The sequence below is a fragment of the Streptomyces sp. XY006 genome, assembly GCF_002237655.1.
GTDB classification, from domain to species: Bacteria; Actinomycetota; Actinomycetes; order Streptomycetales; family Streptomycetaceae; genus Streptomyces; species Streptomyces levis.
The window spans coordinates 23,503-39,295 of the sequence record NZ_NOKT01000004.1; the positions used below are offsets into that span (position 1 = coordinate 23,503).

The 15,793-nt window shown below is 72.9% G+C and carries 15 protein-coding genes; 12 read left to right on the forward strand and 3 right to left on the reverse strand.

Annotation, left to right across the window (positions count from 1 at the left end; all coding sequences use genetic code 11):
- Positions 1–28 precede the first annotated feature (28 nt).
- Complete coding sequence (locus CHR28_RS06235; protein WP_094052463.1) at positions 29–1,171, forward strand: glycosyltransferase family 4 protein; 1,143 nt, start codon at positions 29–31, stop codon at positions 1,169–1,171.
- A 175-nt stretch (positions 1,172–1,346) separates the two neighbouring features.
- Positions 1,347–2,933 carry a GMC oxidoreductase gene (locus tag CHR28_RS06240; RefSeq protein ID WP_094052464.1) on the forward strand — a complete coding sequence of 529 codons (1,587 nt, stop codon included), beginning with the start codon at positions 1,347–1,349 and terminating at the stop codon, positions 2,931–2,933.
- A gap of 13 nt (positions 2,934–2,946) precedes the next feature.
- Here CHR28_RS06240 and CHR28_RS06245 read toward each other — a convergent pair whose 3' ends face one another.
- The gene (locus CHR28_RS06245; RefSeq protein ID WP_094052465.1) at positions 2,947–4,743 is read right to left on the reverse strand and encodes an AMP-dependent synthetase/ligase; all 1,797 of its coding nucleotides are present in this window, start codon (positions 4,741–4,743) and stop codon (positions 2,947–2,949) included.
- Between the two features lie 295 nt (positions 4,744–5,038).
- Between CHR28_RS06245 and CHR28_RS06250 the strand changes: the two genes are divergently transcribed.
- The 6 genes from CHR28_RS06250 (at position 5,039) to CHR28_RS06275 (ending at position 10,276) form a co-directional block, all read left to right on the forward strand.
- Positions 5,039–5,836 (forward strand): metallophosphoesterase family protein, encoded by a 798-nt coding sequence (locus CHR28_RS06250; protein ID WP_094052715.1) that lies wholly within the window; start codon positions 5,039–5,041, stop codon positions 5,834–5,836.
- A 109-nt stretch (positions 5,837–5,945) separates the two neighbouring features.
- Positions 5,946–6,386, forward strand: coding sequence for an SRPBCC family protein (locus CHR28_RS06255; protein ID WP_094052466.1), 441 nt, complete (start codon positions 5,946–5,948; stop codon positions 6,384–6,386).
- A gap of 209 nt (positions 6,387–6,595) precedes the next feature.
- Complete coding sequence (locus CHR28_RS06260) at positions 6,596–7,765, forward strand: ArsA family ATPase (RefSeq protein WP_094052467.1); 1,170 nt, start codon at positions 6,596–6,598, stop codon at positions 7,763–7,765.
- Positions 7,766–7,826: 61 nt separating this feature from the next.
- Complete coding sequence (locus tag CHR28_RS06265) at positions 7,827–8,327, forward strand: DUF5304 domain-containing protein (RefSeq protein ID WP_094052468.1); 501 nt, start codon at positions 7,827–7,829, stop codon at positions 8,325–8,327.
- A gap of 134 nt (positions 8,328–8,461) precedes the next feature.
- Positions 8,462–9,415, forward strand: a complete 954-nt coding sequence (locus CHR28_RS06270) for an ROK family glucokinase (protein WP_094052469.1) — start codon at positions 8,462–8,464, stop codon at positions 9,413–9,415.
- 114 nt (positions 9,416–9,529) lie between these two features.
- Positions 9,530–10,276: an endonuclease/exonuclease/phosphatase family protein gene (locus CHR28_RS06275; protein WP_094052470.1), complete on the forward strand. Its 747-nt coding sequence runs from the start codon at positions 9,530–9,532 to the stop codon at positions 10,274–10,276.
- On the opposite strand, the gene CHR28_RS06280 is transcribed toward CHR28_RS06275, so the two are convergent.
- Positions 10,273–10,914, reverse strand: a complete 642-nt coding sequence (locus CHR28_RS06280; RefSeq protein WP_094052471.1) for a hypothetical protein — start codon at positions 10,912–10,914, stop codon at positions 10,273–10,275. The two genes, CHR28_RS06275 and CHR28_RS06280, sit on opposite strands and share 4 nt — an antisense overlap.
- Positions 10,907–11,704, reverse strand: coding sequence for an alpha/beta hydrolase (locus CHR28_RS06285; protein WP_094052472.1), 798 nt, complete (start codon positions 11,702–11,704; stop codon positions 10,907–10,909). The genes CHR28_RS06280 and CHR28_RS06285 overlap by 8 nt, the downstream gene beginning before the upstream one ends.
- Positions 11,705–11,906: 202 nt before the next feature.
- On the opposite strand from CHR28_RS06285, the gene CHR28_RS06290 reads away from it, so the two are divergent.
- Genes CHR28_RS06290 through CHR28_RS06305 form a run of 4 tightly spaced genes read left to right on the forward strand, consistent with a single transcriptional unit; the run spans position 11,907 to position 15,761 of the window.
- The gene (locus tag CHR28_RS06290) at positions 11,907–12,731 is read left to right on the forward strand and encodes a lysophospholipid acyltransferase family protein (RefSeq protein WP_094052473.1); all 825 of its coding nucleotides are present in this window, start codon (positions 11,907–11,909) and stop codon (positions 12,729–12,731) included.
- A 26-nt stretch (positions 12,732–12,757) separates the two neighbouring features.
- A complete protein-coding gene (gene macS, locus CHR28_RS06295) occupies positions 12,758–13,996 on the forward strand; it encodes a MacS family sensor histidine kinase (RefSeq protein ID WP_094052474.1) in 1,239 nt (412 codons plus the stop codon).
- Complete coding sequence (locus CHR28_RS06300; protein ID WP_094052475.1) at positions 13,993–14,679, forward strand: response regulator; 687 nt, start codon at positions 13,993–13,995, stop codon at positions 14,677–14,679. Before macS ends, CHR28_RS06300 begins: the two co-directional genes overlap by 4 nt.
- A 53-nt stretch (positions 14,680–14,732) precedes the next feature.
- Complete coding sequence (locus CHR28_RS06305) at positions 14,733–15,761, forward strand: 6-phosphofructokinase (protein ID WP_094052476.1); 1,029 nt, start codon at positions 14,733–14,735, stop codon at positions 15,759–15,761.
- The last annotated feature ends 32 nt before the right edge of the window (positions 15,762–15,793 follow it).

Consider the following 15,793-nt stretch of genomic DNA (forward strand, 5'->3'; position numbering starts at 1 on the left):
CGAGGGGCCGTTCGATAGGGTCGGCGGCGTGCGCAAGACCTTGATCGTGACGAACGACTTCCCGCCCCGGCCGGGCGGCATCCAGGCGTTCCTGCACAACATGGCGCTGCGGCTGGACCCGCGGGACCTGGTCGTCTACGCGTCGACCTGGAAGCGCAGCCGGGAGGGGATCGAGGCGACCCGAGCCTTCGACGCCGAGCAGCCCTTCACCGTCGTGCGCGACCGTACGACCATGCTGCTGCCCACGCCGGGCGCCACCCGGCGGGCCGTCGGGCTGCTCCGCGAGCACGGCTGCACCTCGGTGTGGTTCGGGGCGGCGGCGCCGCTCGGCCTGATGGCACCGGCCCTGCGGGCCGCGGGCGCCGAGCGGCTGGTGGCCACCACGCACGGCCACGAGGCGGGCTGGGCGCAGTTGCCGGCCGCCCGGCAGCTGCTGCGCCGCATCGGCGACACCACGGACACGATCACCTACCTCGGCGAGTACACGCGCTCGCGGATCGCCGGCGCCCTCACGCCCGAGGCGGCCGCGCGCATGGTGCAGTTGCCGCCGGGCGTCGACGAGAAGACCTTCCACCCCGGCTCGGGCGGCGAGGAGATCCGGGCCCGCCTCGGGCTCACGGACCGTCCGGTCGTGGTCTGCGTCTCCCGCCTCGTCCGGCGCAAGGGCCAGGACACCCTGATCAGGGCCATGCCGAGGATCCTCGCGGCCGAGCCGGACACGGTGCTGCTCATCGTCGGCGGCGGCCCGTACGAGAAGGACCTGCGGCGCCTCGCGCACGAGACCGGCGTCGCCCCCTCGGTCCGCTTCACCGGCTCGGTCCCCTGGTCCGAGCTCCCCGCCCACTACGGCGCCGGCGACGTCTTCGCCATGCCGTGCCGCACGCGCCGCGGCGGCCTGGACGTCGAGGGCCTCGGCATCGTCTACCTGGAGGCCTCCGCGACCGGCCTGCCGGTCGTCGCCGGCGACTCGGGCGGCGCCCCGGACGCGGTCCTGGACGGCGAGACCGGCTGGGTGGTGCGCGGCGGCTCCCCGGAGGAGGCGGCCGACCGCATCACCACCCTCCTCGGCGACGCCGGACTGCGCCGCAGGATGGGGGAGTGGGGTCGCGCGTGGGTGGAGGAGAAGTGGCGCTGGGACCTCCTCGCTCAGCGCCTCAAGGACTTGCTGTAGGGGATCCGGCCTCAGGGGCGCGGGGAACTGCGCGATCAACCACCGACGCACCCGCACCCGCCCACCACGAACACGCGGCACCACCCCACTAGGCGGAACCCCGAATACCGCCGATGCTGCGCCCATGACAGCAAACCTGACGAACCGTCACCTGACAAGACGTCACATCCTCGGCATGGCAGCCCTCCAGACGGCCGCCGCCCTCGGCTTCACCCGCATCGGCCTCGACAGCGCCCGAGCCGCCCAGCCCGACGCCGTCGACACCGCCCCCGCCATCGTCGTCGGCTCCGGCTACGGCGGCGCGGTCGCCGCCCTCCGCCTCGCCCGGGCCGGCATCCGCACGCTCGTGCTGGAGATGGGCCGCCTGTGGAACACCCCGGGCCCCGACGGCAAGGTCTTCTGCTCCACCCGCACCCCGGACCAGCGCTCCATGTGGTTCCGCACCCGCACCGAGGCCCCGCTCGGCACCTTCCTCTGGCTGGACGTCGTCAACCGCGACATCGGCCGCTACCCGGGCGTCCTGGACCGTGTCCGCTTCGACCACATGGCGGTCTACGTCGGCCGCGGCGTCGGCGGCGGCTCCCTGGTCAACGGGAGCATGGCGGTCACCCCGCCCCGCGCGTACTTCACCGAGCAGTTCCCCACCGTCGACGCCGGCGAGATGTACGGCACGTACTTCCCGCGCGCCCGCGCCGCCCTCGGCGTCAACACCGTCGACCCCGCCTGGTTCGAGTCCACGGACTGGTACCGCTTCACCCGCGTCTCCCGCAAGCACGCCGAGCGGGCGGGCCTGCGCACCACCTTCGTGCCGAGCGTCTACGACTTCGGCCACATGCAGCGCGAGGCGGCCGGCACCGCCCCCAGGTCGGCGCTCGCGGGCGAGGTCATCTACGGCAACAACCACGGCAAGCGCAGCCTCGACAAGACCTACCTCGCCGCCGCCCTGGGCACCGGCCACGTCACCCTGCACACCCTGGAGAAGGTCCGCGCGGTCGGCAGAGCACCGGACGGCACCTGGATCCTGACCGCCGACCGGATCGACGACACCGGCCGGGTCGTCGAGACCAGGCAGTACGGCTGCACGTACCTCTTCCTCGGCGGCGGCAGCCTCGGCACCACCGAACTGCTGCTGCGCGCCCGGGAGACGGGCGCCCTGCCCGACCTGCCCGCGAATGTCGGCGCCGGCTGGGGCCCCAACGGCAACGTGATGCTCGGCCGGGCCAACCACCTGTGGGACACGGTCGGTGCCGACCAGTCGACCATGCCGGTCATGGGCATCGACGACTGGGACAACGCGGCCAACCCGGTGTTCGCGGAGATCGCCCCGCTGCCGACCGGCCTGGAGCACTGGGTGAGCCTCTACCTGGCGATCACCCGCAACCGCGAGCGGGCGTCGTTCTCCTACGACACCGCCTCGGGCGCGCTGCGCCTCGGCTGGACCGCTGCGCACAGCGCGGTCTCCGCCGCCATGGCCAAGAAGCTGTTCGACCGCATCAACGCGGCCAACGCGACGATCTACCGGTACGACCTGTTCGGCTCCGGCAGCAGGGTCTTCGCCGACGACTTCACCTACCACCCGCTGGGCGGCTGCGTGCTGGGGAAGGCGACCGACGACTACGGCCGGGTGAAGGGATACGACAGGCTGTACGTCACGGACGGCTCGCTCGTGCCCGGGTCGCTCGGGGTCAACCCCTTCGTGACCATCACGGCCCTCGCCGAACGCACGATGGCGCGGGTCCTCACCGAGGACACCGCGCCCTAGGGCGACCGGGAGGTCACTTCGCGTAGATCGCCTCGATCTCGTGCGCGTAGTCCTTCGCCACCACGTTCCGCTTCAGCTTCAGCGAGGGCGTCAGGTGGCCCGACTCCTCCGTGAACTGGGAGGACAGAATGCGGAACTTCCGCACCGATTCCGCCTTCGACACCGCGGCGTTGCCGTCGTCGACCGCCGCCTGGACCGCGGCCAGCAGATCCGGGTCCTCGCACAGCGACGCCGCGGTGGAACCCGCCGGCTTGCCGTGGTCCGCGCACCAACGGACCAGGAACTCCTCGTCGATGGTGACCAGCGCGCCCACGAACGGCCGTCCGTCGCCGACCACCATGCACTCGGCGACCAGCGCGTGCGCCCGGATGCGGTCCTCGATCACGGCCGGGGCGACGTTCTTGCCGCCCGCGGTGACGATGATCTCCTTCTTGCGGCCCGTGATCCTGAGGTAGCCGTCCTCGTCGAGGGTGCCGATGTCGCCGGTGTGGAACCAGCCGTCGGCCAGCGCCTCCGCGGTCGCGCCCGGGTTGTTCCAGTACTCCTTGAACAGGTGCTCGCCGTGCAGCAGCACCTCGCCGTCGTCGGCGATCCGCACCACCGAGCCGGGCAGCGGCTGGCCGACCGTGCCGATCTTCTGCCGGTCCCAGGGGTTGAACGCGGTGGCGGCACAGGACTCGGTCAGGCCGTAGCCCTCCAGGACCGTGAAGCCGATGCCGCGGAAGAAGTGCCCCAGCCGCTCGCCGAGCGGAGCGCCACCGGAGATGGCGTACTCGCCCCGGCCGCCCAGGACCGCGCGGAGCTTGCCGTACACGAGCTTGTCGAACGCCTTGTGTTTGATCCGCAGGCCCAGGGAAGGGCCCGAGGGGGTGTCCAGCGCCTTGCTGTAGGCGATCGCGGTGTCGGCGGCCTTGTCGAAGATCTTGCCCTTGCCGTCGGCCTGCGCCTTGGCGCGCGCCGAGTTGTAGACCTTCTCGAAGACGCGCGGCACGCCGAGGATCAGCGTGGGGCGGAACGAGGCCAGCTCGTCGGTGAGGTTCTTGATGTCCGGGACGCAGCCGAGCTTGATCGGCGCCATCATCGGCGCGATCTGCACCAGCCGTCCGAAGACGTGCGCGAGCGGCAGGAAGAGCAGCACCGAGCACTCGCCCGTGCGGAACAGCGGACGCAGCCGCTCCACGATGTTGCCGCACTCCGCGAAGAAGCTGCGGTGGGTCAGCACACAGCCTTTGGGACGGCCGGTGGTGCCGGAGGTGTAGACGATGGTCGCCGGGTCGTCGGCCTTCGCGACGGAGCCGCGCTCCTCGACCGTCTCGTCCGTGACGTCCTGGCCGAGGCGGGCCAGCTCGTCCAGGCCGCCGCCCTCGATCTGCCAGACGTGCTTGAGCGCGGGCAGCCCGTCGCGCACCGACTCGACGGCGGCCGCGTGGGCGCCGGTCTCCACGACACAGGCGGTCGCCCCCGAGTCGCCCAGGATCCACCGCACCTGCTCCGGCGAACTGGTCTCGTACACCGGCACCGTCACCGCGCCGGCGCTCCAGATCGCGAAGTCGAGCAGCGTCCACTCGTAGCGGGTGCGGGACATCAGACCCACCCGGTCGCCGGGTTGGACGCCGGCGGCGATCAGGCCCTTCGCCGCCGTGTGCACCTCGGTGAGGAAGGCGGTGGCCGAGACGTCCTGCCAGGAGCCCCCGACCTTGCGGGCGATCACGGCGACGTCCGGGTGCTGCGCGGCGTTTCTGCGGACGATGTCGGTCAGGTTCCCGTCCGCGGGGACCTCGTACAAAGCCGGAAGGCTGAACTCGCGCAAGACTGCTGCTCCTCATAGGGCGCCGGCGCCACGACGGTGTGTGCTGCGACGGTGCGGTCCAAGGCTCGGGCAGGTGCTCGGGCATTCACTTGTTGAAATGCAGAGCACGACTGGACTGCCCGGACGTTACCCGCCGGTATGGCTCTCCGACAGGGGGTCCCGTCGAGATGTTCGCTGCGTCACACAGTTGGGTATTCCTTCGCGCACAGTAGTCCACCGGCTGAATCAGTGGCCAGTAACCGCAGGTAGGACCGCCATTGTTCACGTATGCCGCACACGCTTACGCTTGATCGTCATGGCACCCACACCCGCCGGAGACCGAAGGACGCGCGTGCACGTGGTCAGCGACGTGCACGGCAACGCCCGTGACCTGGCCCGAGCCGGAGAGGGCGCCGACGCCCTGATCTGCCTGGGCGATCTCGTCCTCTTCCTCGACTACGCCGATCACTCGCGCGGCATCTTCCCCGACCTGTTCGGGGTCGAGAACGCCGACCGGATCGTCGCGCTGCGCACCGCGCGCCGCTTCGAGGAGGCCCGGGAGTTCGGCGCCCGGCTGTGGGCCGGCATCGGCGCGGACCGGGCCGCGGTGATCGAGAACGCGGTGCGCAAGCAGTACGCGGAGCTGTTCGCCGCGTTCCCCACTCCGACGTACGCCACCTACGGCAACGTCGACATGCCGCCCCTGTGGCAGGAGTACGCCGCCCCGGGCACCACCGTCCTCGACGGCCAGCGCGTCGAGATCGGCGGCCGGGTCTTCGGCTTCGTGGGCGGCGGCCTGCGCACTCCCATGCGGACGCCGTACGAGATCAGCGACGAGGAGTACGCCGCGAAGATCGAAGCGGTCGGCGAGGTCGACGTGCTGTGCACGCACATCCCGCCCGAGGTCCCCGAACTCGTCTACGACACCGTCGCGCGCCGCTTCGAGCGGGGCAGCCGGGCCCTGCTGGACGCCATCCGCCGCACCCGGCCCCGCTACTCCCTCTTCGGGCACGTGCACCAGCCGCTGGTGCGCAGGATGCGGATCGGGGCAACCGAGTGCGTGAACGTGGGGCACTTCGCGGGGACCGGGACGCCGTGGGCGCTGGAGTGGTGAGGACGCCCCAGGTCGGGTGAGATCGGCGGGTCCCGTGCGCGGTAGCCTTCACGCTGCACACACGTGCGCACGACCCTCTTACCGGCCCGCATCTGGAGGAGCCACGGCGATGGCGGAACACACCAGCTCGAGCATCACCATCGAGGCGGCCCCGGCCGATGTCATGGCGGTCATCGCCGACTTCGCGCGCTACCCGGACTGGACCGGCGAGGTGAAGGAGGCGGAGGTCCTCAAGACCGACGCCCAGGGCCGGGCCGAGCAGGTCCGTCTGGTCATGGACGCCGGTGCGATCAAGGACGACCAGGTGCTCGCGTACACCTGGACCGGTGCGAACGAGGTCTCCTGGACGCTGGTGAAGTCCCAGATGCTGCGCTCCCTGGACGGCACGTACCTGCTCAAGCCGGCGGGGACGGGCGGTACGGAGGTCACGTACGCGCTGACCGTCGACGTCAAGATCCCGATGCTCGGCATGATCAAGCGCAAGGCGGAGAAGGTCATCATCGACCGGGCGCTGGCGGGGCTGAAGAAGCGCGTGGAGTCGGGCAAGTAGGGGCCGCGTCCGCGCGGTGCCTGTGCTTCACCGGGTGCGGCCGCGTCGTGGCCGGCCGTGCGGTTCCCCCCGCCCCCGGGTGGGCTGAACCGCGGGCAGTCGTCGTGCCGCTGGGGCCGCAGCGGCACCCCGTACCGCCGGGTTGCGCGACGGCCCCGTCCAGCGGCATCTCACCGGGCACCTGGTCGACGCCGGTACCGTTCACCCCCATGCGCACCCTCCTGATCACCGGCCCCGGCGGCAGCGGCCGTACCACCCTCGCCGCCGCGACCGCCCTGGCCGCCGCGGCGCGGGGCACGGACACCCTCGTGCTCGGCACCGACCGCACGGACACCCTCGGTGCCGCCCTCGGTTTCCCGACCGGCCCCACCCCGGTCGAGGCCGCCCCGCACCTGACGGCCTGGCGCCCGGACCCCGCGCGGGAGTTCCGCCGGGACCTCACCGCCCTCCAGGACCGCGCCGCCTCCGCCCTGGACCTCCTCGGCGCCTCCCGCCTCGACCCGGAGGAACTCACCCCCCTGCCCGGCGCGGAGGAACTCGCCCTGCTGCGCGCCCTGCGGGACGCCGCGCTGTCGGAGAGGCACGAGCTGCTCGTCGTCGATCTGCCCCCGGTCCCGCAGGCCCTCGCCCTGCTCGCCCTGCCCGAGGAACTCCGCCGCTACCTGCGCCGCCTGCTCCCGCCCGAGCGGCAGGCCGCCCGCGCCCTGCGCCCCGTCCTCGGCCGGCTCGCCGGCGTCCCCATGCCCGCGGAGTGGCTGTACGAGACGGCGGCCCGCTGGGACGTGGAGCTGGCCGCCGTGGAGGCCGTCGTCGCCGACCGCGACACGGTCGTACGGCTGGTCGCCGAGCCCGGCCCGGCCGGGTCCGACGCGCTGCGCACCGCCGGCCTCGGCCTCGCCCTGCGCGGCCTGCGCACCGACCTCGTGGTCGCCAACCGCGTCCTGCCCGAGGCCTCGGCGGACACCTGGCTGGCCGGCCCGGTCGCCCAGCAGCGCAAGACCCTGGACGAGTGGCGCGAGACCCACGACGTCCGCACCGTCGCCCACCTCGGCCGCGACCCGCGCGGCGGCGACGACCTCACCGCCCTGGCCGTGCCCGGCCCCGACACGGACGCCCCCGCCGTCGACTGGCCCGTGACCGACCGGCTCGGCGAGGACGGCGTGCTCGTCTGGCACCTCCCGCTGCCCGGCGCCATACGCGACGAACTCGACCTCGTGCGGCGCGGCGACGAACTCGTCGTCACCGCGGGCCGGTTCCGCCGGGTCGTCCCGCTGCCCTCGGCGCTGCGCCGCTGCACCGTCGACGGGGCCGCCCTGCGCGACGGCGAGCTGCGCATCCGCTTCGCACCCGACCCGAAGCTGTGGCCGCGGGCCCGGTGACTCGGGCCGGTACGCCCGTTCGGGTAACGTCGTAGGGACGAACCGTAGGCAGGAGTCCGTCATGAGCGAACAGCTCCCCCCGTCCGGCGACGCCCCCGACGAAGCCGTGGACGAGACGCGGGCGACCGACGCCGACGCCTGGGCGACCGCGTGCGCCGAGGACCTCGAAGCGGAGAAGGCCCGCCGCCGCACCGAGTACGGCACGCCCCCCGGTTCCGCGGCCGAGGAACTGAAGAAGTTCGTCGACGCCGTCGCGGACCGGCTGGCCGGGATGCAGTCCCCGCTGTTCGGCGCGGTCGCGGGACCCGCCGCCCAGCAGGTCGTCCGGCAGGTCGTCGACCAGGCCAAGGCAGCCGTGGAACCGGTCATCGAGCGCAATCCGGACGTCTTCGACCACCTGGCGGCCGCCGGGAACGAACTGCTCGCCGCCTACCGCTCCGCCGTCCAGGCCCAGGAGCGCCGCTGGACCGGCCGCGACGACCAGCGCGACCCGCGTGACCTGGACGAACGCCGCGACCCGGGCGACGACACCGGCCCGGGCGAGCGCATCGACCTGGACTGAGCCCGCGGTCCCCGGCCGAGCGGCCCCCGGCGCACCGCCGCCGGCGGGTGCCCACCGAGCGGACGACCGGAACCCGACGGCAGGGCCTCGGGTACCGTTGGCCGTAGCGGGGCTCGACCGAAACTGAGGGATTCATGGGACTCACCATCGGCGTCGACATCGGCGGCACGAAGATCGCGGCCGGCGTGGTCGATGAGGAAGGCAACATCCTCTCGACCCACAAGGTGCCGACCCCGGGTACGCCCGAGGGCATCGTGGACGCCATCGCCTCGGCGGTGGACGGCGCACGTGTCGGACACGACATCGTCGGCGTGGGCATCGGTGCCGCCGGTTACGTCAACCGGCAGCGCTCGGAGGTCTACTTCGCGCCCAACATCCACTGGCGCAACGAGCCGCTCAAGGAGAAGGTCGAGGCCCGCGTGGGCCTCCCGGTGGTCGTCGAGAACGACGCGAACGCCGCCGCATGGGGCGAGTACAAGTTCGGCGCGGGCAAGGGCCACCGCAACGTCATCTGCATCACGCTGGGCACGGGCCTCGGCGGCGGCATCATCATCGGCAACAAGCTGCGCCGCGGCCACTTCGGCGTGGCCGCCGAGTTCGGCCACATCCGGATGGTGCCGGACGGCCTGCTGTGCGGCTGCGGCTCGCAGGGCTGCTGGGAGCAGTACGCCTCGGGCCGGGCGCTGGTGAGGTACGCCAAGCAGCGCGCCAACGCCACCCCCGAGAACGCCGAGATCCTGCTCGGCCTCGGCAACGGCACGCCCGACGGCATCGAGGGCAAGCACATCTCCATGGCCGCCCGGCAGGGCGACCGCGTGGCCGTCGACTCCTACCGCGAGCTGGCCCGCTGGGTCGGCGCGGGCCTCGCCGACCTCGCCTCCCTCTTCGACCCCTCCGCGTTCATCGTCGGCGGCGGTCTCTCCGACGAGGGCGAACTGGTCCTGGGCCCGATCCGCAAGTCCTACAAGCGCTGGCTGGTGGGCGGCAACTGGCGCCCGGTGGCCGAGGTCCGCGCCGCCGAACTGGGCAACAAGGCCGGCCTGGTGGGCGCGGCCGACCTGGCGAGGGAACCCGACCCGATCATGTAGACGGCGTCAGGGCGAGCGCCCGGAGGGGCGCGGGGAACTGCGCGATCAGCCACATGCGACCCGGCACCCGCGCACCCTCCCCGCGCCCCGTCCTTTCGGGCGTAAATTGATCACATGTCGCTGCTCCCCAACTCGCGTACAGAACCCGACGGTTCCGCAGTCATCAGGGTCCTCGGCTACAACATCCGCTCCCTGCGCGACGACACCGCCGCCCTGGCCCGCGTCATCAGGGCGTGCGAGCCCGACCTGGTCCTCATCCAGGAAGCCCCCCGCTTCTTCCGCTGGCGCAAGAAACTCGCCCGCCTGGCCCTCGACTCCGGCCTGGTGATCGTCACCGGCGGCGCCACCACCACGGGCCCGGCGATCCTCAGCTCCCTCCGGGTGAGCGTCGAACGCACGGAGGACGTCCTCCTGCCCCACACCCCCGGCCTGCACCGCCGCGGCTTCGCCACCGCGGTCGTCCGCGTCGCCGGCGCCCGCTTCGGCGTCCTGAGCTGTCACCTGTCCCTGCAGAAGGACGAGCGCTACGACCAGGCCGGCCTGCTCCTGGACCGGCTCGCCGGGCTGGGCGTGGAGCACGCGATCGCCGGCGGAGACCTGAACGAACGCCCCGAGGGCCCCGCCTTCCGCCGCCTGTCCGGCGCCCTGACCGACTGCCGGGCCGCGGCCCCCTGGGGCGGCGAGCACACCTGGACCCCCGCCGACCCCTACCAGCGCATCGACGCGATCTTCGCGACCGAGGGCATCCGGGTGCTGGGCTGCGGCGTGCCGGCCGGCCTGCCCGGGGTGACCGGGACAGACCTGAGGGCGGCCACGGACCATCTCCCGGTCCTGGCCGCCCTCCACGTGCCCGCGTCCTAGACGACCGCTCCCCGCCCGGGGTCGTCGTCCTCCTCGTCGTCCGTCCGCATCCGCAGCACCAGCGTCGCGAAACCGCCGAGGAACCCGCCGATGCCCAGGGTGGTCAGCCACCAGGTCATCTCCCAGCCGAGCAGAACGGCCAGCAGGAGCAGCACCGGCCCGCCGAGCACGCCGAGCCAGGCGAACTTCGCCGTCGGGTCGGCGCTCGGCAGCGGCGGCGGCTCCGGCGGCACGAAATGACCCTCGTCGTCGGCGTCGAAGTCGTCCTCGGCGGGCTCGGGCGCGGTGTAGTCGCGCGGGCCGACGCCGGGCGCGAAGGAGACGGAACCGCCCAGCGGCGCGGCCGGCTTGTCCGCCCCGTCGCCCGACGGCTTGGGCTCCGGCCCGTCCGGCTCCCCGGGCTTGCCGGCCTCGGCGGGGGCCGTCCCGGCCTCGGCGCCCGGGGCGACCCGGTCGTCGTTGGTCGGGGACTCCAGCAGCGCGAGGTCCTCGACCGACTTGAACGGCTTGGCACCCGGCGGGTCCGGCGGCTCCTCGCCGTACCCGGCGACGATCGCCGCCCAGGCGGCCTCCTCGTCGAACGGGACGCCCTTCTCGTCCGGCTCGCGGCCCTCGCGGTCGGAGTCGTGCTCAGCCACCTGTGGTCGTCCCTTCCTTGCCGAGACCGGGCTCCTTGACGAGGCCGGGCGCGAGCCGGCCGATGAACGCGAGGCTCTCCTCGTGGATCCGGTCCGCGTCATGGTCCAACGTGGCCACGTGGTAGCTCTGTTCCAGGATGACCTCCGTCACGTCCGTGGACGAGATGCGGCTGAGCACCCGGGCCGAGTCGGCGGGCGGCACGACGTGGTCCTGCGGGCTGCGCAACAGCAGCACCGGCTGGGTGACCTGGGGCAGCTCCCCGTCGACGATCCGGAAGAACTGCCGCAGGGAGTGCGCCGCGTGCAGCGGCACCCGGTCGTAGCCCAGCTCCCGGCTGTCCGGCTTGGCGATGTCGCTGGCGATGCCCTTCGTCGCCGGGATGAGGTGGCGGACCACCGGCAGGGCGTGCGCGGCCAGGCCGTGCACCTTGTTCGCCGGGTTGACGACGACCACGCCGCTGACGGCGTCGCCGTGCCGGGCGGCCAGGCGCAGGGCCAGGGCACCGCCCATGGACAGACCGGCCACGAAGACCTTCGCGCGGCGCTCGCGCAGGGCGCGCAGCTCGCGGTCCACCTCCGCGTACCAGTCCTGCCAGCCCGTGATCCGCAGGTCCTCCCAGCGGGTGCCGTGCCCGGGCAGCAGCGGCAGCGAGACGGTCAGGCCGTGCTCGGCGAGGTGCTCCGCCCAGGGGCGCAGCGACTGCGGTGAACCGGTGAAACCGTGGCAGAGGAGGACGGCGACCTCCCCGCCCTCGTGGCGAAACGGCTCGGCTCCGGCAAGGACCGGCACCTTCGGCCTCCAGGTCGTGAGAAGGGACGGACACGATCAAGGATCGTCACGGAACGTCATGGAAGGGGTCGCACGTCGTTCGCGGGACCTTCACCGTACGCGACCGCACTGACACCGACCAGGGCCGTCGGCGCCTTTGACGGCGCTCCGGGTTAAGGTCTGACCTACACATACAGGAGGCACTCGGTTGTTGTACGGCGCGATGAAGGTCGCTGTTGGGGGACCGCTCAAGGTCGCCTTCAGGCCCTGGGTGGAAGGCCTGGAGAACGTCCCCGCCGAGGGGGCCGCGATCCTGGCGAGCAACCACCTGTCGTTCTCCGACTCGTTCTTCCTGCCCGCGGTCCTGGACCGCAAGGTCACGTTCATCGCGAAGGCCGAGTACTTCACCACGCCCGGCGTGAAGGGCCGGCTGACGGCCGCCTTCTTCAAGGGCGTCGGGCAGCTGCCCGTGGACCGCTCCGGTGCGCGCGGCGCGGGTGAGGCGGCCATCAGGAGCGGCATAGAGGTGCTGGAGCGCGGCGAGCTGTTCGGGATCTACCCGGAGGGCACGCGCTCGCCCGACGGCCGGCTCTACCGGGGCAAGCCGGGCGGCCTCGCGCGCGTGGCGCTCGCCACCGGCGCGCCCGTCATCCCGGTCGCCATGATCGACACGGAGAAGATCCAGCCGCCCGGCAAGGTCGTGCCCAAGCTGATGCGGCCCGGCATCCGCATCGGCAAGCCGCTGGACTTCAGCCGCTACCAGGGCATGGAGCACGACCGCTTCGTGCTGCGCGCGGTGACCGACGAGGTCATGTACGAGATCATGAAGCTCTCCGGCCAGGAGTACGTCGACATGTACGCGACGGCCATGAAGCGGCAGCTCGCCGAGGCGGCGAAGGCGGAGAAGGAGGCCGACAAGGCGGCCAGGGCCGCCCTCGCGCGGGCGGAGAAGGAACAGGCCGAGAAGGAGAAGGCCGAGAAGGAACGGGCCGGGCAGGCGGGGGCCGACGAGGACGGGCAGACCGGGGAGCCGCGGACCGAGCCCTAGTGGGGGCAGGCCGGGGGGTGGGGGACATGGCCAGACGCGAGCGCGTGATGAGGATGTCGGTCGAGCAGCCGCTGTGGCGTGCGCTCACCGGCTACCGGGTGCTGACGATGCTGTACGCGGTCGGCCTCTTCGCCACCGCCTACGAGGAGTTCACCCGCCCCTGGCTCGCCGTCGCCTACTTCGCCGTACTGGCCGTGTGGACCCTGGCGACGCTGCCCCGGGTCGCGAACGCCGCCCGCTGCACCAAGGGGTTCCTCGCCGCCGACCTGACCATCGCCCTCACCGGCATCCTGCTCACGCCCGTCGCCGACGCGCACGAGCGGGTCCAGTCGGGCGGCCCGACCCTGCCGTCGATATGGACGGCCGGGGCCGTCCTGGCCTTCGCCATCAAGGGCGGCTGGCGCTGGGCGGCCCTCGCCTCCGGCCTCGTGGCCGTCGCCAACCTGATCGAGCGCGGCAGCCCGGCCCGCGACACCGTCCACAACGTCATCCTGGTCTGCATCGCCTCCATCGCCATCGGCTACGTCGTCGAGGTCGCCCGCGCCTCCGAGCGCACCCTCGCCCGCGCCCTGGAGATCGAGGCCGCGACGCGGGAGCGGGAGCGCCTGGCGCGGGACATCCACGACAGCGTCCTCCAGGTGCTGGCCATGGTGCAGCGGCGCGGGGCGGTGATCGGCGGCGAGGCGGCCGAACTGGGCCGGATGGCCGGCGAGCAGGAGGTCGCCCTGCGCACCCTGGTCTCCGGCGGTCTCGTGCCCGTCTCCCGGGTCTCGGAGGACGCCGCCGAGGGCGCCCTCGTGCGCGCCGTCGAGGAAGGCCCCGACGCGGAGGAACCGGCCGGCGGCCCCGTCGACCTGCGCGCCCTGCTGGCGCCGTACGCGCGAGCCGGCGTCAGCCTGGCCGAGCCGGGCGCGCCCGTGCCGCTGGCGCCCGCCGCCGCCCGGGAGGTGGCCGCCGCGGTCGGAGCCGCCCTGGACAACGTCCGCAGGCACGCCGGGGAGGGGGCGCGCGCCTGGATCCTGGTCGAGGACGAGCCGGACGAGGTGATCGTCACCGTCCGGGACGACGGGCCCGGCATCCCGGAGGGGCGGCTGGCGCAGGCCGAGGGCGAGGGCCGGCTCGGCGTCGCCCTGTCGATCCGCGGCCGGCTGCGCGACCTCGGCGGCAGCGCGGAACTGATCTCGGTGCCGGGCCAGGGCACGGAGGTCGAACTGAAGGTACCGAAGGACGTGACGGACGCACGGGGGAAGGCGGAGCGGCGATGACGCACAGCGGTGGGGACCGGGACCCGGTCAAGGTCATGGTGGTCGACGACCACCCCATGTGGCGCGACGCGGTCGCCCGCGACCTGGCCGAGTCGGGCTTCGAGGTGGTCGCGACCGCCGGTGACGGCGAGCAGGCCGTGCGCCGCGCCAGGGCCGCCGCCCCGGACGTGCTGGTGCTCGACCTGAACCTGCCAGGCAAGCCCGGCGTCCAGGTCTGCAAGGAGGTCGTGGCGGCGGACCCGGCGCTGCGCGTGCTGGTGCTGTCCGCGAGCGGCGAGCACGCCGACGTGCTGGAGGCGGTGAAGTCCGGCGCCACGGGCTACCTGCTGAAGTCGGCCTCCACCGAGGAACTGCAGGACGCGGTCCGCCGCACGGCCGTCGGCGACCCCGTGTTCACGCCCGGCCTCGCCGGACTGGTCCTCGGCGAGTACCGCCGCCTCGCCTCCGAGCCCGCCCCGGCCCCCGACACCGACGAGCCGAAGGCGCCCCGGCTCACCGACCGCGAGACCGAGGTGCTGCGCCTGGTCGCCAAGGGCCTGAGCTACAAGCAGATCGCCGAGCGCCTGGTCATCTCCCACCGCACGGTGCAGAACCACGTCCAGAACACCCTCGGCAAGCTCCAGTTGCACAACCGCGTGGAGCTGGTCAGGTACGCGATCGAGCGCGGCCTCGACGACGAGTGAGAGGCACGTCACACTGACCCTTCGTCAGGCACCTGCGGCGAAGGGACTGTTCCATGCGCGTCGGAGTACTGACCGGAGGCGGCGACTGCCCCGGCCTCAACGCCGTCATCCGGGCCGTCGTCCGCAAGGGCGTGCAGGAGTACGGCTACGACTTCACCGGCTTCCGGGACGGCTGGCGAGGACCCCTGGAGAACGCCACCGTCCCGCTCGACATCCCCGCGGTGCGCGGCATCCTGCCCCGGGGCGGCACGATCCTCGGCTCCTCCCGGACCAACCCGCTGAAGGAGGAGGACGGCATCCGCCGGATCAGGGAGAACCTCGCCCGGCTGGAGGTCGGGGCGCTCATCGTGATCGGCGGCGAGGACACCCTGGGCGTGGCCGCCCGCCTGTCCGACGCACACGGCGTGCCCTGCGTGGGCGTGCCGAAGACCATCGACAACGACCTGTCCGCCACCGACTACACCTTCGGCTTCGACACCGCGGTCGGCATCGCGACCGAGGCCATCGACCGGCTGCACACCACCGCCGAGTCCCATATGCGGGTCCTGGTCGTCGAGGTGATGGGCCGGCACGCCGGCTGGATCGCGCTGCACTCGGGCCTGGCCGGCGGTGCCAACGTCATCCTCATCCCCGAGCAGCGCTTCGACGTCGAGCAGGTGTGCGACTGGGTGACGTCCCGGTTCCGGGCGTCGTACGCGCCGATCGTCGTCGTCGCCGAGGGGGCGATGCCCCGGGACGGCGACATGGTCCTCAAGGACCAGTCCCTGGACTCCTTCGGGCACGTCAGGCTGTCCGGCGTCGGCGAGTGGCTCGCCAAGGAGATCGAGAAGCGCACGGGCAAGGAGGCCCGTACGACCGTCCTGGGACACGTCCAGCGCGGCGGCACCCCCAGCGCGTTCGACCGCTGGCTCGCCACCCGCTTCGGCCTGCACGCCATCGACTGCGTCCGCGACGGCGCCTTCGGCACCATGGTCGCCCTGCGCGGCACCGACATCGTCCGCGTCCCCCTCGCGGACGCCACGGCCCGCCTGAAGACGGTGGACCCCACCCTGTACGAGGAGGTCGGCGTCTTCTTCGGCTGACCACCCGGCCGCTGTGCCGGCCGGGACCGCAC